This is a genomic window from Paenibacillus arenilitoris, assembly GCF_014705655.1.
In the GTDB taxonomy this organism is placed as follows: domain Bacteria; phylum Bacillota; class Bacilli; order Paenibacillales; family Paenibacillaceae; genus Pristimantibacillus; species Pristimantibacillus arenilitoris.
This window is the reverse complement of sequence record NZ_JACXIY010000014.1, coordinates 266,221-287,452: the sequence shown is the minus strand read 5'-3', so window position 1 is coordinate 287,452 and position 21,232 is coordinate 266,221. Positions and strand designations below refer to the sequence as shown.

At 57.8% G+C, this 21,232-nt stretch carries 24 protein-coding genes; 19 read left to right on the top strand and 5 right to left on the bottom strand.

The genetic code is table 11. The annotated features are described in order from the left end of the window. The first annotated feature begins 92 nt into the window (after positions 1 to 92). From IDH41_RS12675 to IDH41_RS12650, 6 genes are all read left to right on the top strand, one after another. Positions 93 to 1,121 (top strand): LacI family DNA-binding transcriptional regulator, encoded by a 1,029-nt coding sequence (locus IDH41_RS12675; RefSeq protein ID WP_190861503.1) that lies wholly within the window; start codon positions 93 to 95, stop codon positions 1,119 to 1,121. Positions 1,122 to 1,257: 136 nt separating this feature from the next. Further along, positions 1,258 to 2,559, top strand: a complete 1,302-nt coding sequence (locus IDH41_RS12670) for an ABC transporter substrate-binding protein (RefSeq protein ID WP_190861502.1) — start codon at positions 1,258 to 1,260, stop codon at positions 2,557 to 2,559. Positions 2,560 to 2,623: 64 nt separating this feature from the next. Then, a complete protein-coding gene (locus tag IDH41_RS12665) occupies positions 2,624 to 3,535 on the top strand; it encodes a carbohydrate ABC transporter permease (RefSeq protein ID WP_190861500.1) in 912 nt (303 codons plus the stop codon). A gap of 13 nt (positions 3,536 to 3,548) precedes the next feature. Beyond that, positions 3,549 to 4,370, top strand: a complete 822-nt coding sequence (locus tag IDH41_RS12660) for a carbohydrate ABC transporter permease (RefSeq protein ID WP_190861497.1) — start codon at positions 3,549 to 3,551, stop codon at positions 4,368 to 4,370. A gap of 39 nt (positions 4,371 to 4,409) precedes the next feature. Next, the gene (arfA, locus tag IDH41_RS12655) at positions 4,410 to 5,906 is read left to right on the top strand and encodes an arabinosylfuranosidase ArfA (RefSeq protein ID WP_190861495.1); all 1,497 of its coding nucleotides are present in this window, start codon (positions 4,410 to 4,412) and stop codon (positions 5,904 to 5,906) included. 24 nt (positions 5,907 to 5,930) lie between these two features. Continuing rightward, the gene (locus tag IDH41_RS12650; RefSeq protein WP_190861493.1) at positions 5,931 to 6,875 is read left to right on the top strand and encodes a glycoside hydrolase family 43 protein; all 945 of its coding nucleotides are present in this window, start codon (positions 5,931 to 5,933) and stop codon (positions 6,873 to 6,875) included. Between the two features lie 69 nt (positions 6,876 to 6,944). Here IDH41_RS12650 and IDH41_RS12645 read toward each other — a convergent pair whose 3' ends face one another. Continuing rightward, positions 6,945 to 7,700, bottom strand: a complete 756-nt coding sequence (locus tag IDH41_RS12645; protein WP_190861491.1) for an MBL fold metallo-hydrolase — start codon at positions 7,698 to 7,700, stop codon at positions 6,945 to 6,947. Between the two features lie 123 nt (positions 7,701 to 7,823). Here IDH41_RS12645 and IDH41_RS12640 point away from each other — a divergent pair, with 123 nt between their 5' ends. The 3 genes from IDH41_RS12640 to IDH41_RS12630 all read left to right on the top strand — a co-directional run bounded on the left by IDH41_RS12640 (position 7,824) and on the right by IDH41_RS12630 (position 10,499). Beyond that, the gene (locus IDH41_RS12640; protein ID WP_190861488.1) at positions 7,824 to 8,237 is read left to right on the top strand and encodes an Lrp/AsnC family transcriptional regulator; all 414 of its coding nucleotides are present in this window, start codon (positions 7,824 to 7,826) and stop codon (positions 8,235 to 8,237) included. Between the two features lie 379 nt (positions 8,238 to 8,616). Beyond that, positions 8,617 to 9,639, top strand: a complete 1,023-nt coding sequence (locus IDH41_RS12635; protein WP_190861486.1) for a serine hydrolase domain-containing protein — start codon at positions 8,617 to 8,619, stop codon at positions 9,637 to 9,639. Between the two features lie 53 nt (positions 9,640 to 9,692). Then, a complete protein-coding gene (locus IDH41_RS12630) occupies positions 9,693 to 10,499 on the top strand; it encodes an aminoglycoside N(3)-acetyltransferase (protein WP_190861484.1) in 807 nt (268 codons plus the stop codon). A 100-nt stretch (positions 10,500 to 10,599) separates the two neighbouring features. Here IDH41_RS12630 and IDH41_RS12625 read toward each other — a convergent pair whose 3' ends face one another. After that, entirely contained in the window at positions 10,600 to 11,268 is a 669-nt protein-coding gene (locus IDH41_RS12625; protein ID WP_190861482.1) for an AlkZ-related protein, read from the bottom strand. A gap of 118 nt (positions 11,269 to 11,386) precedes the next feature. Between IDH41_RS12625 and IDH41_RS12620 the strand changes: the two genes are divergently transcribed. Together IDH41_RS12620 and IDH41_RS31940 are read left to right on the top strand one after the other, a co-directional pair. Continuing rightward, positions 11,387 to 12,367 carry a phosphotransferase enzyme family protein gene (locus IDH41_RS12620; RefSeq protein ID WP_190861480.1) on the top strand — a complete coding sequence of 327 codons (981 nt, stop codon included), beginning with the start codon at positions 11,387 to 11,389 and terminating at the stop codon, positions 12,365 to 12,367. A gap of 91 nt (positions 12,368 to 12,458) precedes the next feature. Then, positions 12,459 to 13,232 (top strand): VOC family protein, encoded by a 774-nt coding sequence (locus IDH41_RS31940; protein ID WP_190861478.1) that lies wholly within the window; start codon positions 12,459 to 12,461, stop codon positions 13,230 to 13,232. A 201-nt stretch (positions 13,233 to 13,433) separates the two neighbouring features. On the opposite strand, the gene IDH41_RS12610 is transcribed toward IDH41_RS31940, so the two are convergent. Both IDH41_RS12610 and IDH41_RS12605 read right to left on the bottom strand, forming a co-directional pair. Continuing rightward, positions 13,434 to 13,616 carry a hypothetical protein gene (locus IDH41_RS12610; protein WP_190861477.1) on the bottom strand — a complete coding sequence of 61 codons (183 nt, stop codon included), beginning with the start codon at positions 13,614 to 13,616 and terminating at the stop codon, positions 13,434 to 13,436. A gap of 75 nt (positions 13,617 to 13,691) precedes the next feature. Continuing rightward, positions 13,692 to 14,204, bottom strand: coding sequence for a GNAT family N-acetyltransferase (locus tag IDH41_RS12605; protein ID WP_223829678.1), 513 nt, complete (start codon positions 14,202 to 14,204; stop codon positions 13,692 to 13,694). A 223-nt stretch (positions 14,205 to 14,427) separates the two neighbouring features. Here IDH41_RS12605 and IDH41_RS12600 point away from each other — a divergent pair, with 223 nt between their 5' ends. Then, positions 14,428 to 14,835, top strand: coding sequence for a DUF2203 domain-containing protein (locus tag IDH41_RS12600; RefSeq protein WP_190861476.1), 408 nt, complete (start codon positions 14,428 to 14,430; stop codon positions 14,833 to 14,835). A gap of 4 nt (positions 14,836 to 14,839) precedes the next feature. On the opposite strand, the gene IDH41_RS12595 is transcribed toward IDH41_RS12600, so the two are convergent. Then, entirely contained in the window at positions 14,840 to 15,853 is a 1,014-nt protein-coding gene (locus IDH41_RS12595) for a DUF3231 family protein (RefSeq protein ID WP_190861475.1), read from the bottom strand. A gap of 132 nt (positions 15,854 to 15,985) precedes the next feature. Here IDH41_RS12595 and IDH41_RS12590 point away from each other — a divergent pair, with 132 nt between their 5' ends. From IDH41_RS12590 to IDH41_RS12560, 7 genes are all read left to right on the top strand, one after another. Then, on the top strand, positions 15,986 to 16,387 hold the full coding sequence (locus IDH41_RS12590; protein WP_190861474.1) for a VOC family protein: 402 nt from the start codon (positions 15,986 to 15,988) through the stop codon (positions 16,385 to 16,387). Positions 16,388 to 16,390: 3 nt separating this feature from the next. Continuing rightward, on the top strand, positions 16,391 to 17,305 hold the full coding sequence (locus tag IDH41_RS12585; RefSeq protein WP_190861473.1) for an aldo/keto reductase: 915 nt from the start codon (positions 16,391 to 16,393) through the stop codon (positions 17,303 to 17,305). Positions 17,306 to 17,509: 204 nt separating this feature from the next. After that, on the top strand, positions 17,510 to 18,277 hold the full coding sequence (locus tag IDH41_RS12580) for an RNA polymerase sigma factor (protein WP_317890738.1): 768 nt from the start codon (positions 17,510 to 17,512) through the stop codon (positions 18,275 to 18,277). 42 nt (positions 18,278 to 18,319) lie between these two features. Further along, positions 18,320 to 19,315, top strand: a complete 996-nt coding sequence (locus IDH41_RS12575; protein ID WP_190861471.1) for a hypothetical protein — start codon at positions 18,320 to 18,322, stop codon at positions 19,313 to 19,315. A 29-nt stretch (positions 19,316 to 19,344) separates the two neighbouring features. After that, complete coding sequence (locus IDH41_RS31345; RefSeq protein WP_223829676.1) at positions 19,345 to 20,325, top strand: GyrI-like domain-containing protein; 981 nt, start codon at positions 19,345 to 19,347, stop codon at positions 20,323 to 20,325. Positions 20,326 to 20,337: 12 nt separating this feature from the next. Beyond that, positions 20,338 to 20,739 carry a VOC family protein gene (locus IDH41_RS12565; RefSeq protein WP_223829675.1) on the top strand — a complete coding sequence of 134 codons (402 nt, stop codon included), beginning with the start codon at positions 20,338 to 20,340 and terminating at the stop codon, positions 20,737 to 20,739. Positions 20,740 to 20,765: 26 nt separating this feature from the next. Further along, positions 20,766 to 21,206, top strand: a complete 441-nt coding sequence (locus IDH41_RS12560) for a VOC family protein (RefSeq protein ID WP_190861468.1) — start codon at positions 20,766 to 20,768, stop codon at positions 21,204 to 21,206. The last annotated feature ends 26 nt before the right edge of the window (positions 21,207 to 21,232 follow it).

The window sequence follows — 21,232 nt, the reverse complement described above, 5'->3', positions numbered from 1 at the left end:
TGAAATGAGCTATTTTGTAATTGACGTAATGATGTAAGCGTATTATTATTGTGTTAATTAAATCGATTTAAATGCGAAGGATGCTGTGATGGATGTCGAATAAAAAAGGAAACCTGACGCTAAAGGATTTGGCGAAGATCGTAGGCGTATCCCCGGCAACGGCGTCGCTTGCCCTGGCGGACGACCCCAGGGTGAGCGCCAAGACGAAGGAAATGGTGGAGGAGGCTGCGCGGCGCCTGAATTACGTGCCCAACGAAATCGGCAGAAGCCTGCGCGCCAAGAGAGCGGAGACGATCGCCCTGATCTTTCCGAACACGCCGCACAACGCTTTCTCTCACCCCTATTTCGTCGAGCTGCTTGAAGGCGTTACCGAAGTGCTTGTCCAGAAAGGGTTCCATCTCTTGGTATCGACGGCGCCGACCGAGCAGAACGAACAAGCCGCCTATGACAAAATCATGAGAAACCGGCGCGCGGACGGCATTATTTTATGGCCCGCGTCGATCAACGACAGCAATATATCCCGAATCGTCGAATCGGGCTTTCCCGTCGTCTACCTGGGCAAGTGGCACCATAACGACGTCATCACGGTCGAGAGGGACGATTACGGGGGCGCTTATCTTGCGACCGAACATTTGCTGCAAGCGGGCAGGAGACGGATCGCGCATATTACCGGTCCGATGGAATTCCAGGTCAGCATCGACCGGCTCGATGGCTACAGGAAAGCGCTTGAAGACTACAAGGTGCTGTACGATCCTTCGCTCGTCGTCACGGCGGATTACACGATGGAATCCGGGGTCGCGGCCGTCCATGAATTAATCGGGCGCGGGATTCCGTTCGACGGTTTGTTCTCGAGCAACGACCGGATGGCCATCGGCGCGATGAAGGCGCTGGGCGCCGCGGGCATTTCGATACCGGACGAAGTCGCGATCGTAGGCTGCGACAACATCGAGATGGCGTCGATGACGGTGCCTGCGCTGACGACCATTCACCAGTCGCTGCGAACGATCGGTACGGTCGCCGCGACCAAAATAATCGATCTGCTGTCCGGACAGGAAGTCGGAGACAAACAAACGATCATTCCGGCCGAATTAATCGTCCGCGAATCAAGCCGGGTCAACTAATTTTTTTTGAATAAAAATTAAATCGATTTAAATTCGATGGAGGAGGTGATCGTTTCCTCGGGGGCTTAAGCAAATTTTGGTTAATGGGACACATTAAAGGTAGGGAAACAGGAATCTTACTATCGGGGGGATCCGAATGTACAGTCAACGGAAAGAAAAGAAGGGCCGGGCTTTCCTGGCGCTCGTCATGGCCGTATTGCTCGTCGCGTTAACGGCCTGCGGCGGCGGCAATGCCGCCAATTCCGGCAACGGCGAGACCGGCGGCAAAGTGACGCTGTCGTTCTGGAACGGCTTCACCGGCGCGGACGGCGAGCTGCTCAAGACGATCGTGGACGAGTATAACGAGGCGAACAAGGACAAGGTTGAAATCAAAATGGACGTCATGCCGTGGGCTCAGCTGAACCAGAAGCTGCCGCCGGCCATATCGACGGATACGGCGCCGAGCTTCGCGGCCGTGATCGGCGGGGCGGCTGCGCCGTTTATCCAAAACGGCACGTTCCAGGATTTGAGCGGCTTCTTCGAAGCGACGGGCGCGAGCCGGGACGCTTACGTGAACGGGGCGCTGGAATTGGGCGCGAAGGACGGCAGCCCGTATTTGCTCCCGATGCAAATGAACGGCCTCTACCTGTATTGGAACAAGCAGCTGTTCAAGGATGCCGGACTGGATCCCGACAAAGCGCCCGCGACATTGGAGGAGCTGGCCGAATACGCCGTGAAGCTGACCGATCCGTCCAAAAACCGGTACGGCATCGGATTCCCGTCGAGCGGGGCGCCGGCTTACTATGCTTCCTTCATTATCGGCAACGGCGGCTCGGTCGTCGACGAGGCCGGCAAGAAGTCGGCCTTGAACTCGCAGCAGAATATCGATACCTTCAAGTGGCTTCAGGATTTGGTGGTCGACAAAAAAGTCAGCCCGGTAGGCGCCGCCAGCGCGGATTTGGAAAAAATGATGCAGAGCGGGCAGATGGCCATGTACATTAACGGTCCGTGGATGGTGCCGAGCCTGAAGAGCGGCTCGATCGACTTCGGCATCGCCTTGCCGCCCAAAGGCTCCGATACGCAGTTCACCGAGCTTGGCGGCATCGGGTTCGCCGTGCCGAAGGGAACGCCCGACGTCGAGAAAGCGGCCGTGTACGACTTCATCAACTATTGGAACTCGCCGGAAATCGCGAAGCGCTGGTCGCTCAGCAATGGGTTCCCTCCTTATCTGAAGGCGGTCGCCCGGGATCCGGAGATTAGCGCGGATCCGGTCGTGTCGGCCATGGCCGATATGGGAGACGCCGCGGCGCCGTTCCTGCAAGGCTTGCTGACCGCGGACCGGATCAACAACGAGGTGCTGCTGCTGCTCATCGAGGCCGTCGAGAACGGCTCGGACGTCGAGCAAGCGGTGAAAAGCGCGTCCGAAGCGATCGACGAATTATTGGCATCCGAGCAATAAGCGACGAAACGGCGGGGGCTGCCGCTGCGCAGCCCCTGCCCATAACAGTAAGCGGGTGATAGGTATGAAATCGAGTTCAAAAGTATCGTCTTTTCTGAATAAACCGGAACGAGCGGCTTATCTCTTTATCGCTCCCGCCATTCTTGTTTTGCTGATCTTCATGTTCATTCCGCTTGTCTCGACGATTGCGGTCAGCACGCTGCGCATGGACGTGTTCATGCAGTCCGCGACTTTCATCGGGCTCGATCATTTCATAAGAATGATGGGAGACGGCAAGTTCTGGAACGCTTTCGGCAATACGGCCTACTTTACGGCGTTCGAGGTTCCGCTCCAAATCGCCGTTTCCTTGCTGGCGGCCGTCTACGTGTCCCGCAATACCCGGCTTAGAAAATTCGTCCGATCCGCCTTGTTCCTGCCATTCGTCTGTTCGTTGACGGCGATCGGGATCATGTGGTCGTTCCTGCTTGACCCGCAGATCGGTTTATATACCGAATATTTGACGCGGCTCGGGCTTCCGCGGCTGGCCTTCCTGCGCGATCCCCAGCTGGCGATGCCCGCGGTTATCCTGATGACGGTATGGCGCAATTTCGGCTATACGATGGTCATTCTGGTCGCGGCCGTCCAGACGATTCCCGCTTCGTACTACGAGGCCGCCCAGCTCGACGGGGCGGGGAAGTTCCGGCAATTCGCCAATGTCACGATCCCGTCCATCGTCCCCGCGCTCGGCTTCAGCGTCATCACGGCAACGATTATGGCGCTGCAGGTGTTCGACCAAATCTTCGTGACGACGCAAGGCGGCCCGCTGGGCAAAACGGAGACGCTGGTCACCTATATTTACAAGAGCGGCTTCCAGACCGCGCCTTACGATCTCGGTTACGCGTCCGCGATTTCCGTCATGACGCTAATCTTTATCATGATCGTGTCGCTTACGATGAACCGGTATTTCCAAAGCAAAGAATCGACGGATGCGCGCTAGGAGGATAGTGACAATGAATAAAACGACGTTGATGACGATGCTTGGTTCCGTTTTGGCCATCGTGCTGCTGGTTATCGTGCTCCATCCGTTTTTGTGGATTCTCCTCTCTTCCTTCAAATCCGAGCAGGCGCTGATCAAATTTCCGCCGACCTTCTTCGCGGACAGCTACAGCTTCGCGCAATTCGCCACGGTATGGGAGAGAATCCCGCTGCTTGATTTTTTGAAAAATACGGTTATTTTTTCGGTGGGCGTCATGGTCGTATCCGTGTTTTTCGATTCGCTCGCCGGATACGCGTTTGCCCGGATCAAGTTCAAGGGCAGAAAGCTCCTCTATACGTTCGTGCTCATTCTCATGATGATCCCGTTCCAGGTCATGATGATTCCGTTATTCGTGCAAATTTACAAGATGGGCATGCTGGACACGTATTGGGGACTTATTCTTCCGAGGGCGGCCAGTCCGTTCGGCATTTATTTGATGCGGTCCTTCTTCGTGTCGCTGCCCAAGGACCTCGAGGAGTCCGGAAGAGTCGACGGCTTGAACGAATTTCGCATTTATTGGAACATTATGCTCCCGCTGTGCAAATCCGCGATGGTTACGCTCGGCATTTTCCTGCTGATGAACAACTGGAACGACCTGATCTATCCATTAATGCTGACAAGCTCGACGGAAATGCGGACGCTATCCGCGGGTCTGGCCATGTTCGTGGGCGGAAGAACGATCGAATACGGCGCGACGCTGGCCGCGGCAACGATCTCGCTCGTCCCTCTCGTTGCCGTGTACGCGATGGCGCAGCGCTATTTCGTGCAGGGCATCGCAACATCCGGCCTGAAATAAACAGAACATAAAGAGATTGAGAAACGGAGTGGCGGAATCATGAAACATGCATCGATGATTGTAAGCAAGGATTTTAAGATCGGCGACGTCGGCGACCGGATGTTCGGCTCGTTCGTCGAGCATATGGGAAGCGTCGTTTATAACGGCATCTACGAGCCGGGCCATAAGACGGCGGACGAGAACGGCTTTCGCCGCGACGTCATGGACCTGGTCAAGGAACTCCAATTGTCGGTCGTCCGGTATCCCGGCGGAAATTTCACTTCCGGCTACAACTGGGAGGACGGCATCGGCCCGAAGGAGCGGCGGCCGAGAATCGTCGATCCGGCCTGGCGGCAGATCGAGACGAATCAATTCGGCTTGAACGAATTTATGCAGTGGACCCGCATGATCGGCGCGGAAGCGATTATGACGGTGAATCTCGGAACGAGAGGCATCGAGGCGGCCAAGGATATTTTGGAATACTGCAATTTCGAAGGCGGGACGAAGTGGAGCGAGCTCCGCAAAGCCCACGGCGTCAAGGATCCGTACAAAATCAAAACATGGTGCCTCGGCAACGAGCTGGACGGCGAATGGCAGATCGCCCGCAAGACGGCCTCGCAGTACGGGCAGCTGGCGCTCGAGACGGCCAAAGTGATGAAATGGGTCGATCCGGACGTCGAGCTCGTCGCGGTCGGAAGCTCCGCGCGGCATATGTCGACATTCCCGGAATGGGACCGGACGGTGCTCGAATATACGTATGAGCATGCGGACCTGCTCTCGCTCCATCATTATATCGGAAAACGCGACAACGATACGCCGACGTACCTGGCGATGCCGATCGAGATGGAGAAGCAAATCGAAGAGGTCATCGCGTCCTGCGATTACGTCAAAGGGGTTAAACGCAGCGACAAAGTGATGAATCTGTCCTTCGACGAATGGAACGTATGGCGCGAGCCGGACGTGGAATACGTGCCTTGGCAGACGGGGTCGCCATATGATTGGGTCCGCTTCCGCATGGAGGATGCCTTGGTATTCGGCTCGGCGGCGCTGACGCTGCTGCGCCGGGCGGATAGGATCAAGATCGCCTGCCAGTCGCTGCTCGTCAATACGATTCCGATGATTCTGACGGAACAGGGCGGAAACGCTTGGCGCAACCCGACCTTCTACCCGTTCCTGCACGTATCGCTTTACGGCAGAGGCGCGGTGCTGAGAGCCATTGTCGACAGCCCGAAATACGATACGAAATCGTACACGGACGTACCGCTGCTCGACCCTGCAGTCGTGTATAATGAAGAGACGGGCGATCTGACCGTCTTCGCGGTTAACCGCGGCGACGAGGCGATCGCGCTGAAGCTTGACCTGCGCGACTTCGAGGGCTGCAAGTTCGCCGAGCATATCGTCATGAAGCACGACCGTCTCGACGCGGTCAACACGTCGGACAATCCTTATGAAATCAAGCCGGCGCAAGCCGAAGCGGCGATCGTCGACGGAGGCCGCGCCGAGGCCGTCGTCGCGCCTTATTCCTGGAACGTCATCCGGTTCCGAATGGCCAAATAAATTTTTCATAGAGGAATGATTCTTATGTTATCCGATCAAACGTATGCGAATCCGGTCATCGAGCAGCGCGCGGATCCTTGGGTTTATAAGCATAGCGACGGCCATTATTATTTTACGGCTTCGGTTCCGGAATACGACCGCATCGTATTGAGAAGGGCGGCCACGATCCAAGGGCTGGCGGACGCCGAGGAGAAGGTGCTGTGGCGCCGCCGCGAAGCGGGCGAAATGTCCGAGCACGTCTGGGCGCCGGAAATCCACTACATCGAAGGCCGCTGGTATATTTATTTCGCCGCTGGCGAGCGGGACGACATCTGGAAGATCCGTCCGTTCGTGCTGACGTGCGGCGCCGCCGATCCGCTGGCGGGACAGTGGGCGGAGCTCGGTATCATGCGCAAGGCCAATCCGCTGTCCGAAGCGTTTACCGACTTCTCGCTCGACATGACGACCTTCGAGCACCGCGGCTCGCGTTATGCGATTTGGGCCGAGAAGCGCGACCATATATCGAATCTTTATATCGACAAGCTTGTCAATCCATGGACGATCGCCGGCAGCGAAGTGATGATCGCCACGCCGGAGCATCCGTGGGAGCGGATCGGATTTTGGGTCAACGAGGGCGCGGCCGTGCTGAAGCGGGGCGGACGGATCTTCGTTGCGTACTCGGCAAGCGCTACGGACCATCACTACTGCATGGGGCTGCTGACGATTTCCGGGAACGACGACGTCATGGACGCCGGCGCCTGGTCCAAGTCTGCGCGGCCCGTGTTCGAAAGCAGCGACGAGACCGGGCAATACGGGCCGGGGCACAACAGCTTCACGCAAGAGAACGGCAACGACGTTATCGTCTACCATGCGCGGCCGTACAAGGAGATCGAAGGCAACCCGCTGTACGATCCGAACCGCCATGCGAGAGCGCAGGTTTTCGGATGGCGCGAGGACGGGACCCCCGATTTCGGGGCGCCCGATCGATGAATAGCCAATAAGAAGGCGGCGGACCAGGATGCGCAATCGCGTCCCGGTCCGCCGCTTTTGGTTCCCGGCTTAACCTATAATCGTTTCTCCGTCCTCAGGCACCGCGATCGTAGCGGCGAGGCCTTTCTCTTCAATGAAGGCGTTCAGCTCCCGCCTGGACAAGAAGCAATGGTTGACCGCCTCCATATGGGAGACGATTATTTTCGCTTGCGGGGCCGCGAGGTGCGTCCGGTAAATATCTTCCTTGCCCATCGTGATCGGGTCGCCTTGCAGAAATTGCGCAGCGCCTCCGTTGACGATAATGACGTCCGGCCGATGCGCGCGGATCGCCTCCTCCACTTCGTCGCACCAGATCGTATCGCCCGCGATATACAACGTCTTCTCGTCCGGATGGCGGAAGACGACGCCGGAGACGTTCCCCATCATGCGGCCGATTTCCCCCGTGCCGTGCCGGCCTCCCGTACGGCTCAGCCTTACCTCCTTCAACCGGCCGGCGGCGTCCAGCGGCCGCACGCTCCGAAACCCTTTTTCCCGGATCGCTTCGGCGTCTTCTTCCGACTGCGCGATCATGTACGCGTCTTTGGGAAGCGCCTCGATCGCCGCCGCGTCGAAGTGGTCGGGATGCAGATGGGTGACGATGACCGCATCTGCCCGGACGAGCTCGCTTGCCGCGACCGGCAATTCGGCGGTCGGATTGTTCACTGGATTAGCCGTGTTGATGACGGGCGGGTAAGCCCCCTTCGGGGCGAGGTACGGATCGATCAAAAATACGGCGCCCCCGTATTCGAGCACTATCGTCGCGTTTCGGATTTGTCTGATTTTCATGGCGCAACAGGCCTCCCTTTCCTAATTTCTGCTTTTAGGTTAGCATTTAGGTAAGCGCGGATACATAACGAAAATCACGTATAGGGGCAGACAAACTTGATTGTTGAAAGAGGTTGGGCGCGGATGCTGGATCATACGGATAAACGGATATTGGAGGAACTGGCCAAGGACGGCCGAATTTCGATGAAGAAGCTGGGCGAGAAGGTGCATCTGACCGGCCAGGCGGCGGCCAACCGGGTCGTCAAGCTGGAGGAAGACGAAGTCATCGAGGGCTATACCGTCCGTCTGAATCATAAAAAAACGGGCTTCGCGGTTCACGCGTTTTTGACGATTTTCACGAAGAGCCACGATCATCAGCCGTTCTTGTCGTTCGTCGCTTCGGAGGATCTGTACGTCGTTCATAATTATAAAATTAGCGGCGAAGGCTGCTACCTTCTGGAATGCCGGTTTCCGTCCAACGAGGAGCTCGACAAGTTTCTGAGCGATCTAAATCGCCATGCGAATTACAAGCTGTCCGTCGTTATCGGCGGGAGTTGACGGGACTGTCTTTCGGAGGCCGGAAAAATTATGAGGCGGCTTCACTAATTAGTGAGGCCAGCCTCATTCTTTCGTTGCCGTTCGCGCGGCATGTATCGTATAGTGAGGCAAACCTCACTCGCCATGAGGCTGCCTTCACGGGGAGTGAGGCTTGCCTCACTATTCGGCGATAACCGCTTAAATCCGGTGAAGCTAGTGAGCCTCGGCTCGCTTATTAGTGAGTTTGCCTCACTAATTTTGCGAGTCCGACGAATAAGTGCGGATACGCGCTTATTGGTAATTTTCAGCTATAATCGAACGTTCATTATCGAGGCGCGAAGGGTTGGAGTATGATTGAGCTATAGGATAACAAGGATAGCGTAAAGGGTGTGCAGGTTCGATGCAAATGGAACAAATCATAGACGCATGCGGCCGGGAATCGGGCATTCCGTTCTCCGGCGCGGCATACGCGGGGGACGGCGAAGGCAAGTTGTTCGAGGGCGGCTTCGGGTACGCCAACCGGAGCGAGAGGATCGTCAATCGGATCGATACGCGGTTCGGCATGGCGTCGGGGTGCAAAATTTTTACCGCGGCGGCGATTTGCCAGCTCGTCGAGGAAGGGCGGCTGTCGTTCGACGCGCTGCTTAGCGATCTGCCGGACATGTCGTTTCCAAGGTTCGACCGGGGCATAACGGTTCATCATCTGCTGACGCACTGTTCGGGCATCCCCGACTATTTCGACGAGGAAACGATGACCGATTACGCGGATCTGTGGAAGGCCGTGCCGGCGTACGCGATGACCTCGCCCGCCAGCTTTCTCCCGATGTTCCGGGACAAGGAGATGAAGTTCGCGCCGGGCGAGCGGTTTTCCTACAGCAATGCCGGCTTTATCGTGCTGGGATTGATCGTGGAGCGGCTGACGGGAATGACGTTTCAGGCATACGTCGAGGAGCGGATTTTCCGCCCGTGCGGCATGACCGATTCCGGCTACTTCCGGATGGACGATCTGCCCGAGCGGACGGCGTTCGGCTATATCGACGGCGAATCGGGCGCGCGAACGAACATTTACGCGGTGCCGGTCATCGGCGGTCCGGACGGCGGCGCGTTCACGACGGTGTACGATATGGACAAGTTCTGGCAGGCGCTGCTGGGCAACCGATTGTTATCCGAATCGATGACGAAAACAATGCTGACGCCTCATGCCCGTTACAACGAAAACGTCCGTTACGGCTATGGCGTATGGCTATCGGTCATCGATAACGAGATATTCAAGTACTATGTGACGGGGAGCGATCCGGGCGTTTCGATGCGCTCCTCGGTTTACCCGAAATCAAGCCTGCGCATCCATCTGCTGGCTAATAGCGAGAACGTCGCAGGTACCGTCGCGAGAAAGATAGACGAAGCGGTCTACAGCGGAAGCTGAGCGGTTATGCTCTACAATGTTCGGACGATTGGGATCAAGAGAGGTGGCTTACCATGGAAGAATTGCAAGGCGATATGTTTACCGTCGAAACGTTAAAGGCGGACCTCAAAGCGCTCGGCGTCGCGCCGGGCATGACAGTCATCGCTCACTCGTCGATGAAGGCGCTCGGAGGGTGGGTTGTCGGCGGGGCGGCGGCGGTCATATTGGCGCTCGAGCAATGCCTCGGCGAGAAGGGCACGCTTGTCATGCCGACCCATACCGGCGATCTGTCCGATCCGGCCGGATGGCGCTTCCCTCCGGTCAAGGAATCGTGGTGGCCGGCCATTCGGGAGACGATGCCGGCCTACGAAGCGGATCTTACGCCGACGAGGATGATGGGGCTGATCCCGGAATGCTTCCGGAAGCAGAACGGCGTCGTTAGAAGCGGCCATCCCCAGGTTTCTTTTGCCGCGTGGGGGCATAAGAAAGAGAAGATTACGAATGGGCACGGCCTGTCGTACAGTCTGGGCGAAGGCTCGCCGCTGGCCAGGCTCTACGAGGAAGACGGCCGGGTGCTGCTGCTCGGCGTGGGCCACGGCAACAACACGTCGATCCATTTGGCGGAATACCGGGCGGATTTTGCCGGGAAATCGCTCATGACGAACACGGCGCCGGTATTCGAAGGCGGCGTAAGGAAATGGGCGAGGTTCGACGATATCGAGCCGGATTCGGACGACTTCGAGCGGATCGGCGAAGCGTTCGAGCGCGAGACGAACCATGTGGTCGGAGGAAAGGTCGCGAACGCGGACGCCCGGCTGATGCCGGTTAAGCCGCTGGTCGATTTTGCGGTCGCGTGGATGGAGGCGAACCGGGGGCGCTAAGGAACAGAGAAGGCGATATCATCGGATAAAATGCGCCAAGGGAGCGTCTGTCGCCGCGTCGCCGTCATTCTCAAACGCTCCCCCGATCGACAAGCTGCGGCTACTTCAGCCGCAGCTTTTTGATTAAATAACTCATCGCTTTGTCCGTGCAGACGCCTTCAAGCTCCTCCTTCACCAAGGTTTTCGCCGCGGCGAGGTCGCCGGTCCGCGCCTCCTTCCGGCCCAGCGTCTCGCCCAGCCAATGGTCCGCGCTCTCGAAGGACATGCTGCTCCAGCCGCCTTCGAAGTCGCTTTCCTGCGCTCCGGCGATGACGATGTCGCCGAAATTTTGCAGCTCGACAAGCGCCCGCTCGTAATCCTTCTTCTGCTCCTTGGCGGTCAGGCCGGATGCCTTGCGCAGCTGGCGCGAATCGATGCTGCCGGCTTCCTTCACGATGCCGTAGAGGAGGTAGGCGTGCTGCGACATGTTGCCGCCTTCATACCGTTCCTCCGCGCTTTTTCCTTGCGACAGCAGCACCCGAACTTGAGGGAACAGATCGACGCGAACGAAGGAAGCCTTCGTGCCGATAAACTTTCCGTAAGCCGCATGCCCGTCCTGCACGATCCGGACCCGCCACGGCCAAGGGTCGCTCCCGGAGCCGTCATGCCAGGCATTGCCCGCCGCGGCGGCCGTGAGCGAAGGGTGATCCGGAATCAGCTCGGAGAACGGCAAAATTTTATAACGCTCGACAAGCTGGACGAATTCCGGATAAGTCAACGTCGTTTTCATAGGTTCACTCCCAGGCGAAATTTGGTAGACTGGTATTCTAGTATTATCCACAATTTCCTTCGAATAGACAAACGATTCGCAAGGCTCAAACCGGACAAAATGGGGGGCGGAGTTCGTCATGAGACATGAACAAGCGGCAGCGCTTCTGAAGCAGTACGGCATCGAGCGGCCGGCGATCGCAGAGCTGAAGCATAGCGAAAATATGACCTATAAAGTATCGGATCCGGCCTCGGGCGCGGATTACCTGCTTCGCATCCATCGGCCGGCGACGGCCAATTTGGCCGGGGCGCAGCATACGCGCGCGGGCTTGCGGTCCGAGCTTCGGCTGCTTGCGGAGCTGGCGCGGAATACGGAGCTTGCCGTGCAGACGCCGGTTTCCAGCCTATCGGGTTCCTTGATAACGGAGACGGAGGAAGGCGGACGCGCAAGCCTCTGCTCGCTTCTAAAATGGATCGAGGGGAGAGAACTGAAGAAGGAAGATCTGGCGGACGAGCGTCTCTCGCGCGAGTTAGGCTCGCTTACGGCTAAGCTTCACGCGTTCACGCGCGGCTGCGCCGGCGTGCGTCCGGAGGATCGTCCGGAATATGGAGAAGCGCGAATCGGTTTGATGCTGACTCAAATTTCGCGGGGAGTCGATAAAGGGCTGTTCGGCCGCGAGGAGCTTGGCATCGTGGAAAGCAGCATGCGGTTTATGAACGGCCAGCTTGCGGAAACGCTGAACGGACCGGGAAATTGGGGCATCATTCACGCCGATCTCAATAGCAGCAATATCCTTGTTACTCCGGCGGGGGAGCTTGCTTTTATCGATTACGGCCTGTTCGGGTACGGCTATTACATGCACGATTTGGCAATGGCGGCGCTTAACGCGCCCGCGGACCGGCGCCGGGACGTCGTGGCCGGTTACTTTGGGGAAGGGAAGGCGCCGAATCGGGCGGAGTCGGTACTGGGCGGCTTCATGCTGATGGCGGTGCTCGGTTATTATGCCTTTCAAATGGAGAACGAGAAGATTCATCCGTGGATCCGCGAACGGATGCCGAAGCTATGCGCGGAGCGCTGCAGGCCGTTTCTGAACGGGGAACCTATTTTTCATTTGTTTTGACGCTCCCTTCAATTCGTGGAAAACATTTACATGCGAACATGTGTGCGGTAAAATAGGCGTTGTGCCATTTTCCTTTGAGGGAGAGATCGATGTGGAAGCGATTCAAAGCCCGATTCAGCAAGCGGTGGGAAGCGTATTTGTTCACGTAACGGATGTGAGACGGTCGGCGGAGTGGTACGGCATGGTCATGGGACTGCCTTTGCTGGAAGAGCGGTTGAACGGCGGGCCCGTCTACTGGCTGGCGCTCGAAGGGGGAACCGGTCTGATTCTGGATGACAACCGGAACAACGCCTCGGATGCGAAGCAAGCGCTGTACAGCTACAAGACGGACGATATCGAAGAAGCTTACCGCTTCCTCTCGCAATTGGGCGCCGAGCTGCCGTCCCCGATCGAGCGCCCGCACCCGGGGCTAGCTTATTTCCGATTCGCCGATCCCGACGGCAACGCGCTCATGGTGACGGAATCGGATTACGATTCGCCCGTCGTGCAGCCGCTTGCGCATGCGCCAAGCCCGATCATGAATAAAATCGCATCCGTCTTCCTTAACGTCACGGATATGAATCGCGCTATTAAATTTCACAGCGAGGTGCTGGGGCTGCTTTACCGGGAGGTCGAAGCGAATGAATCCGTCTACGTCTTGCCGATGAAGAGCGGCAGCGGCGTGCTGCTCGACGATAACCGGTACCGGCAGGGCGATTCGTATAAGACGTTGTTTATGTTTGCAGCGAGGGACGTGGAAGGAGCGAGAGCCTATCTGCAAAGAAACGGGGTAGAGATATTCACCGACATCGAACGGCATGGCGATATGGCCTTCTTTACGGTGAAGGATCCGGACGGCAACGTCGTCATGGTCTGCTCCGAATAATTCGTAACGTTATCCTCCAAGAAACTGATGCACGTTAAAGTGCGTACTTACGGAATTCCTTTCGGCATTTTAGACTAGGGGATGTAAGGACGAAGCACAGCATCGTGCAAACATTCGATTGGAGGAATGAAGATATGGACCGGGTTGACTGACCCGTTCTTATCACTCCATAGAACAAGAGAAATAGCACCCGGTCGGGCGCTATTTTTCTTGCTTTACGATGATTTCGTCCAATTCCGAGCTATGCTCATTCGCTGCGGCGTTAATTTCCCGATCAACCTGGCTTGCGCCCTGGATTTCCTCCGCGGCTTCGATCTGCTGCTCCAGCTGCTTCTCGATTTGGCCGATGCCGTGCGCTTCCTGATGCTGTCTGCTTGTCGTCATGTTCATCCTCCGCATTCGTCGTTGCCCGCGGGCACCCCTCTAACTTGCGCGCGTCGGAGGAAAATTATGCATCCGCTACCCGGGATTCTTCGTCATGTACAGCACCAGCTCGTCATCCACCCGAACGGTGCTCCCCGGTTCAACCACCTCGTTGTTGTACGTTATTCCGCGGCCGTCCGGAATGTAGCCTCTCCTGGCGTAGATCCGCTGCGCGCTGCCGTAGCTGGCGTACAAGCCGACGCCGATGCCGACGATGCCGTACGTCTCGAACGCGATCTTCTCGGCAGCGTCCATCAGCGCGCTGCCGATTCCCCGCCGGCGCATGGGCGGGATGACGTCGAAGTTGTTGATTTCGGGTATTCCCTTTTCCGCGAAATCCGGATAATACGACTTGGCGAGCAGATGCAGCCAGCCCGCGAATCCACCGTTCACGAACGCGGCAAGCGTAACGCGCTTGCCCGTTTTGTTCTCCTCCCAGCATCTTGCAATGTAAGCCATGGGCTTGGGAATCCCGTTCCGGTCGAGGCTTTCGTGAATATCCGGGACGTCCCCGGCTTCCATTTGCCTGATGAGCAGGCCCGTGATCATAGGCAACCCTCCTTAGTTTATCGGTTCCGCGATTGATCTCTCCATCATAGGACGTCATCTTAACGCAGGCAAGGGAAGAAACGGTTATAATTTAACAATACGGAGGGTGAGTTGAACGGCGCGGGCTAGTATAATAAGAGGGATGGAACAACGACAACAAGTTCGGAAAGCCGGTTATGCACGATACGATCTCGTAAGACGACGATTAGGAGGTAAGGGCATCTTGGAGCATAAATTATTTACGTTAAGCGAAGCGAACGCGCTGCTGCCGCAGCTCAAAGAGGACCTCCGCAAGCTTCAGGAGGCGACGGACCAATTCGAGCGGCTCTATATCGAATACCAGCAGGCGAAGGAAAGCTTCCGGCAAACGTCCGGCCTGCCAAGCGGCAGCCTCGACCCGTTCTTCGAGCTGGAGAGCAAGCTTGATTTCATGAAAATCGAGACCGATCTGCTCATCGAAAATTTCACGCGCAAGGGCGTCCTGCTGAAGATGATCAACCCCGGCTTGATCGATTTTCCGGCCGTGCTGGACGGCGAGGAGATTCTGATCTGCTGGAAGGAAGGCGAGGAGAGCGCCTCCCATTATCACGGCTGGCACGACGGATTTGCGGGGCGGAAGCCGTTCCCTTAAACCGTCAAGCCTTGGTCAATTCTTTGCGGTTGGCCGCCTGCGGAGGCTCCTCCAGCCAGCCGTTGTCGATCATCAGATTGGCGCCGTCTTCCGCGTAGGTGCCGATTTCCGCCGCAAGCCTTACATAGTTCGCCGCAACGTCCTTGCGGGGGCTCGCCGCGGCCGCGAGGCCGTAATTGCCCGTTCCCGCGGCGACGAGCAGCGAGACATGGAACAGCATGAGCTTATCGGAGAACGGCGCCTCCGTCGAGTTCATCACATCCGAATCCCAGGTCATCGGCACGGGCAGGTTTTCGTTTCTAAGCAGATCGGTAAAAATTTTAATATGTTTGGTCGAAATCTCCAGACCGCGCTTTAAATATTTGCGTATCGCTTCCGAACGGGCAACCTGACTAAAGCCGAGAAGCAGCGTGTTGCCGAGCCCGTTCGTCTGCGCGTTGGCGAATAAATGGGCGATTTCGATGGCGGTTAGCGGACGTTTGTCCCCAAAACCGAAAAATCCGCCCGACAGGAAGCTCCTGCTGTCGACGAAATCGGCGCTTTCGGGCTTTTCGATATAGGGAGGGCGGATATAAAGGCCCTTTGACTGCAGCACCTCGGTCACCTGCTGGTCGAGCACCTCGGTCTGATTTAAATTTTCGCGGAAAATCGCGCGAATGTCCGCCCGCGAAGACATCGTGTAGGACATGGCGTGCGTAGCCAGGCCGACTCTGCTCATATTTTTGATGTAATACAAATAAAAGGTGTCCGAATAAAGCCGCTTCGCGTCCGGCTGAACGTCTTCGTCCGTGAAACCGGTCGGGATCGGAAAGCTTTCGTCTTCGAAAAGCTTCTTCAGCACCTCAAGGTGCTTCTCGGTAATCGTCATCGCCAATTCGACGATGGCCGCGATTTCCGAATCGTCCACGTTGCGCTGAAAGTGGCTCAATAGGCACTTGGCCATCGTATCGCTCATATAAGTCGCCCAAAGCGTGCCGATTTCGGACGAGGTCAATCGGATGTGATTGTTAGGTTTCATTCCAGCAGTTCCTTTCGTTTGCATGATTTACATGTTGGTATGCCCAAGAAGCTTGGTATTATGCGGGAGATTGCGGACATACGGGCATGTCGCCGATTAAACCAATAGACAAGCAGGAGGATGGTAGAAAAGATGATCCGGAACGAAGGCTTGCATCACGTCAGCATAATCGTCAGCGACCTGGAGAGGTCGAAGTCGTTCTACGAACGCGTTCTCGGCCTGCGCGAAATCGAGAGGCCGCCGTTCGGCTTTCCGGGCGCTTGGTACGCGGTCGGCGGGAGCGGCCAGCAGCTGCATATTATCGTTCACGACGGCGAGACGAAGCGCGCCGGCGGGATCGATTCGAGGGACGGCCATTTCGCCGTTAGCGTAAGCGATTACGGGGACGCGATCGATTGGCTGGAGCGGCATGGCATCGAGTATCGGGCGAATCCGAACAGCATGACCGGCTTCGCTCAAATTTTTATGCTGGACCCCGACCGCAACATCATCGAGCTTAACGCCGCCATGCGGCCGGAAGGACGGGAGGCGTAAGCGATGAAGAAGAACAGGCTGGGCAAGTCGGAGCTCGAGGTCACCGAGATCGGCCTTGGCTGCATGTCGCTTGGAACCGATATGGCAAGCGGAGTCGCGCTCATCCATGAGGCGCTCGAACGCGGCATTCGGTTTCTCGATACGGCGGATCTGTACGATGAGGGACGGAACGAGGAGATCGTCGGGGAAGCGCTGCGGGGGAGGCGTTCCGGCGTCATTCTGGCGACCAAGGTCGGCAATCGGCGGGAGCCGGGCAAGCCGGGCTGGACATGGGATCCGTCGAAGGCTTATATCAAGGCGGCGGCGAAGGAAAGCTTGAGAAGGCTGAGGACGGATTACATCGACCTGTACCAGCTTCATGGAGGAACGCTGGAAGATCCGATTGACGAGACGATCGAAGCGTTCGAGGAACTGAAGCGGGAAGGGGTCATCCGTCATTACGGCATCTCCTCGATCCGTCCGAACGTCATTCGCGAATACGCGCGGCGCTCGAATATCGTGAGCGTCATGAGCCAGTACAGCGTGATGGACCGCAGGCCGGAGGAGTCGGTGCTGCCCCTTCTTTCGGAATACGGAATCGGCCTGATCGCGCGCGGACCGGTGGCGAAAGGGATATTGACGGACGCGGGAGAAGCGAAGGCCGCGGACGGCTGCTTGGATTACCTCGGCTCGGAGGCGGTTTCGCTGCGGGATGAGCTGCTGCGGATTAGCCGGGAAGGGCGTTACGCGGACTTGGCCCATCTTGCGATGCGTTACGCGCTCGCGAGCCCGGTCGTCGCGACGGTCATTCCCGGCGCCAGCTCGCGCGAGCAGCTGCTCGTCAATGCGGAAGCCGGGCGGGCCAGGCCGCTGACGGCCCGGGAGCTGGCCGCGATCGCGGCGCTGAGCAAGCGAGGCGTTTACGAGCAGCACAGGTAGCGCGGACGGATGGGCTGAAAATAACGGTTTACAGAACACATGTTCCGGGTTATGATCAGGTCATGGGCAATTTTCCCATGGCAAATACGGGGAATCCAGGCTGCCTTCGGGCAGCTTCATTTATTTTTTTGCAAATAGATCAGTAAAGTTGGATAGATTTCGGCCGCGGGCGGCATCCATGTTGCGGGAGGGATGGCATTGAACGTGTTGGAGCTTGGGAAGTCCGATTGGCCGGCCGGGCCATCGGCACCGGGGGAGACGGAGCGCGAACTCGTCGAACGGGCCCGAGCGGGCGACACGGAAGCGTTCGGCGAGCTTGTCCGCAAGCATCGGGCGAAGGCGCTGGGCCTTGCGGGTTCGCTGCTGAAGGACCGGTTTCTCGCGGAGGATATCGTGCAGGAAGCGCTGATCCGGGCGTTTCTTCATCTGGGTACGCTCGCCGATGCCGGCCGGTTCATGCCGTGGCTCCACCGCATCGTCCGCAATCAGGCTTATATGAAGCTTAGGCGCGGAGGCCCGCATGCCAAGGAGAAGCCGTTCTGCAGCTTCGGGAGCCGGCAAGGACCGGAGGCGGAAGCCCGCTCGGGAGGAAGCGGCCAGCCGGTCGACTGCACCGACATCGACAGCATTTTGTTCCACTTGGCGGATCACGCGGCCGAAGGGGCAAGAAGCGGGGAAGAGCCGGAGAAGCATTTGCTTCGGCAAGAGGTGCTTCAGGGCATCCATGAGCTGATCGGCTGCTTGAACAAGCGGGAACGCGGCATTTTCGAAGCCCGATTCTTCGGAGAGCTTCCTCCTGCCGAGATCGCCGAGCTGTTCGGAACGACGACCGCCGGCGTATACAACTCCTTGTCCAAATCCCGCGCCAAGCTCCAGAAGGAACGCATCCGCGTAACGATCGGCCTGTACGTGCAGCGTCGGGCGGCGCTCGGCCTGCCGAGCAGGAAGCTGTTGGTTCCTCCCAGGTTGTAGCTACTATCATAATCTTCTTACGGGATTGGAGATGAGACGTTCATGGAGGCTCGGAAGGATTGGTCGAAGACATGGACATCGGCGGCGGCTATACACGGGGCGGTCGGCTATACGGACAAGAAGCACTATTCGCTCTCGGACGTCATGGGATTAACCGGCCATGCCTTCCGCATGAATATCGACCCGGACAGCGTCAACGCCGCGGGACCGACCTCGTTCCCCGGCGGGTACATTCTTCGCCGCAATCTGTGCAATCTCGGCTTCACGAGCTGCCTGGCCGACCCTTCCGCGCCGCTGACGCCGGATAAGGTCGAGCGGACCATCGCGCTCGTTCAGCAATCGATCGACCGAGGCGTTCCGGCCATCGCGTTCGATCTGTTCGTTCCCGAATTCGGCTTGATTTACGGCTATGACGACGACAAGCAGCTGTTTTACGCCAAGGACGTCTCGAAGGACGGAACGTTGACGTACGAGCAGTTCGCGAATCCGAAGATCGATCTTCTGTTCGTGACGACGATCAGCGAGAGCCTGCCGCATTCGAAATACGAGGTGCTGCGAATGGCGCTGTCGATGATCGTGGACCATGCGCGAGGCAAGGAATGGACCCATGTGTTCGGCGACAGGTTCGCGCATGGGCTGGCCGGGTACGACGCCTGGATCGGCGTCATGGAGCGGCGCGGCGCCGACGAATACGGCAATGCGTACAACACGGCCGTCATTGCCGATGCCAGGGAATTCGCCGAGCGTTTCTTGCGCGAGGTAGCGTTCCGCTGGGATGGCGCCAACGTAGTGGAGCGCACCGTTCGCAAGCATGCGGGGGAAGCCGCTGCCCGTTACGGGACGGTCGCCGAGGCGCTCGGCCGGTTAAGGGAGCTGTTCCCGTTCCCGGAAGGCGGGCGGCCGAAGGATCCGGCGGAAGCGGATCGCGCGATCCGGCTGCTGCGGCAGGCAAGGGAAGCGGAGGAGGAGGGCGTCCGGCAGCTGGAGCAGCTGTTTCATTTCATGAAAGAGTATTACTCGGAAGTCTGGGTCAATTAATCGTTGCTAATGGGAGAGGGTTGAGGGCGATGGCTTTAACGGACAAGAGGATGATCGATCGCAAAGGCGGCTTCGAGCTTGAAGATTTGCGCGGGGAGAAGCTGCATATGGTATGCCTGAAAGGAGCCGAGCTTCACGGCGTCGACGCGAGGGAAACGTCGCTTGAGCATGTCAATTTCGTCGATTCCGCGTGGAAGCACATCTATTTCTCGAACGTGCATGTCGATGAAGTGCAGATGGGCGGAACCTTATTCGAAAATATCCGGCGACCGGACGCCGCGGTCAGCCAATTGGAGGAGGAAGCCGGAACCGACGGCTGGGTCAACGTAGAGCCTGTCCGTTTCCTGAACAGCGATTTGAGCACGGCGGTATTCGAATCGTGCAACTTGAGCGGCGTGGAGCTGATCGATTGCCGGGTCGAAGGCATGCGCATTAACGGAATTCCGGTTGAGGAGCTGCTGCGCTGCCATGCGGATCGCCTGGAGTCGGCCGCGGCGTCGGCATCGGCATCGGAAGAAGCGCCGCCGGCAGAGCCGGCGATCGTGGAGAAGGCCGGCTTCACCGTCGCCGGCGTGGCGTTCGAAGCGAATTTACGGGAAATTGCCGAGCAGGAGCTCGGTACCCGTGCGCTCGAGAAGGTGCGGGAGGCGCGCGGGCAGTTCGGCGGGCGCTTGTCCGATGCCGTCTATCTCGTACAGATCTATCCGATGAAGCCCGGATTTAATCCGCATACGGACGCGTTTACGCAGCTAATCGGTTATGCGGTCCCGGAAGGGACGGCCGTTCCCGAAGGATTCGCGGTCCGATCGCTTCCTTCCCGGGAATACGTCAAGCTGACGCATGTCGGGCTCGAGTCGGAGCTTGGCCGGACGTACGACCTGCTGTACGGCCGCTGGATGCAGGAGAATGGACGCCAGCCGGACGGATACGACTTCGAGGTGTGGGACGACCGCTACAAGCCCGACCGGGACGATAATGAAATCGACGTATATGTCGCACTGAAACCTTAAGGAGAGATGACGATGATCAAAAACATTAACTGCGCCTATGTCCCGGTAGCGAGCCCGGAAAAAGCGGCGGAATGGTATGGACGGGTGCTCGGGATGAAGCTTCGCTCCCCCGTCGAGCCCGGCAGAGGAGCCATTATGGTTATGGATGAAGGGCAGTGGCTGTTCCTGCTGCCGAGCCCTGACATGACGCCGCTTACCTTCTCCACGACAGGGTGGGCGGACGACGGAGCGCCGTTCGAGATGTTTCCGATTTGCTTCACGACCACGAGAATCCAGCCTCTATACGCTTCGCTGAAGGAATCGGGCGCCTGGGTCGAAGCCGATATCCGGGACGAAGGAAGCTGCGGACTGCAGCTCATGTTCAAGGATCCCGACGGGAACAAGTTTCAAGTGTTCCAGGAGCCGGAAGCATAGCCTTTAGAGGATAAGGAGGAAGCCGGGTGAATCGCGAATTTGCTTTTACCAGAATCGGCTACGTATACGCCCCTACGACGGCAATCGACCGATCGGTGGAATGGTATACGAATCATCTATCGTTCAAGCTGATCGACAAGTTCCAGGACCGGGGCTCTTATTTGGCCGTACTGCATCATCCCCACCAGCATTCGATCGCGCTCCTGCTCATTGAGACGGAGGACCGCAAGCCGCTGGAAATCGCAAGAAACGGCGCGCCGTTTCCCATCATGGCCCTCAACTGCCCGAATATCGAGCATACGCACAGCGAGTTAGCGGGCAAAGGCGTCGACGTGGGCGAGCTACGGATTCTCGGCGGCGGCGAAGCGAAATATTTTTATTTCAGAGACGATCAAGGCAATTTGTTGGAAGCGGCCTGGTCGATTTGGGATCCGAAGGATACGGTCAAAGAAGGCTACGAGCCTTAACGTGCAACTCTCCTGTCCATCGGTCT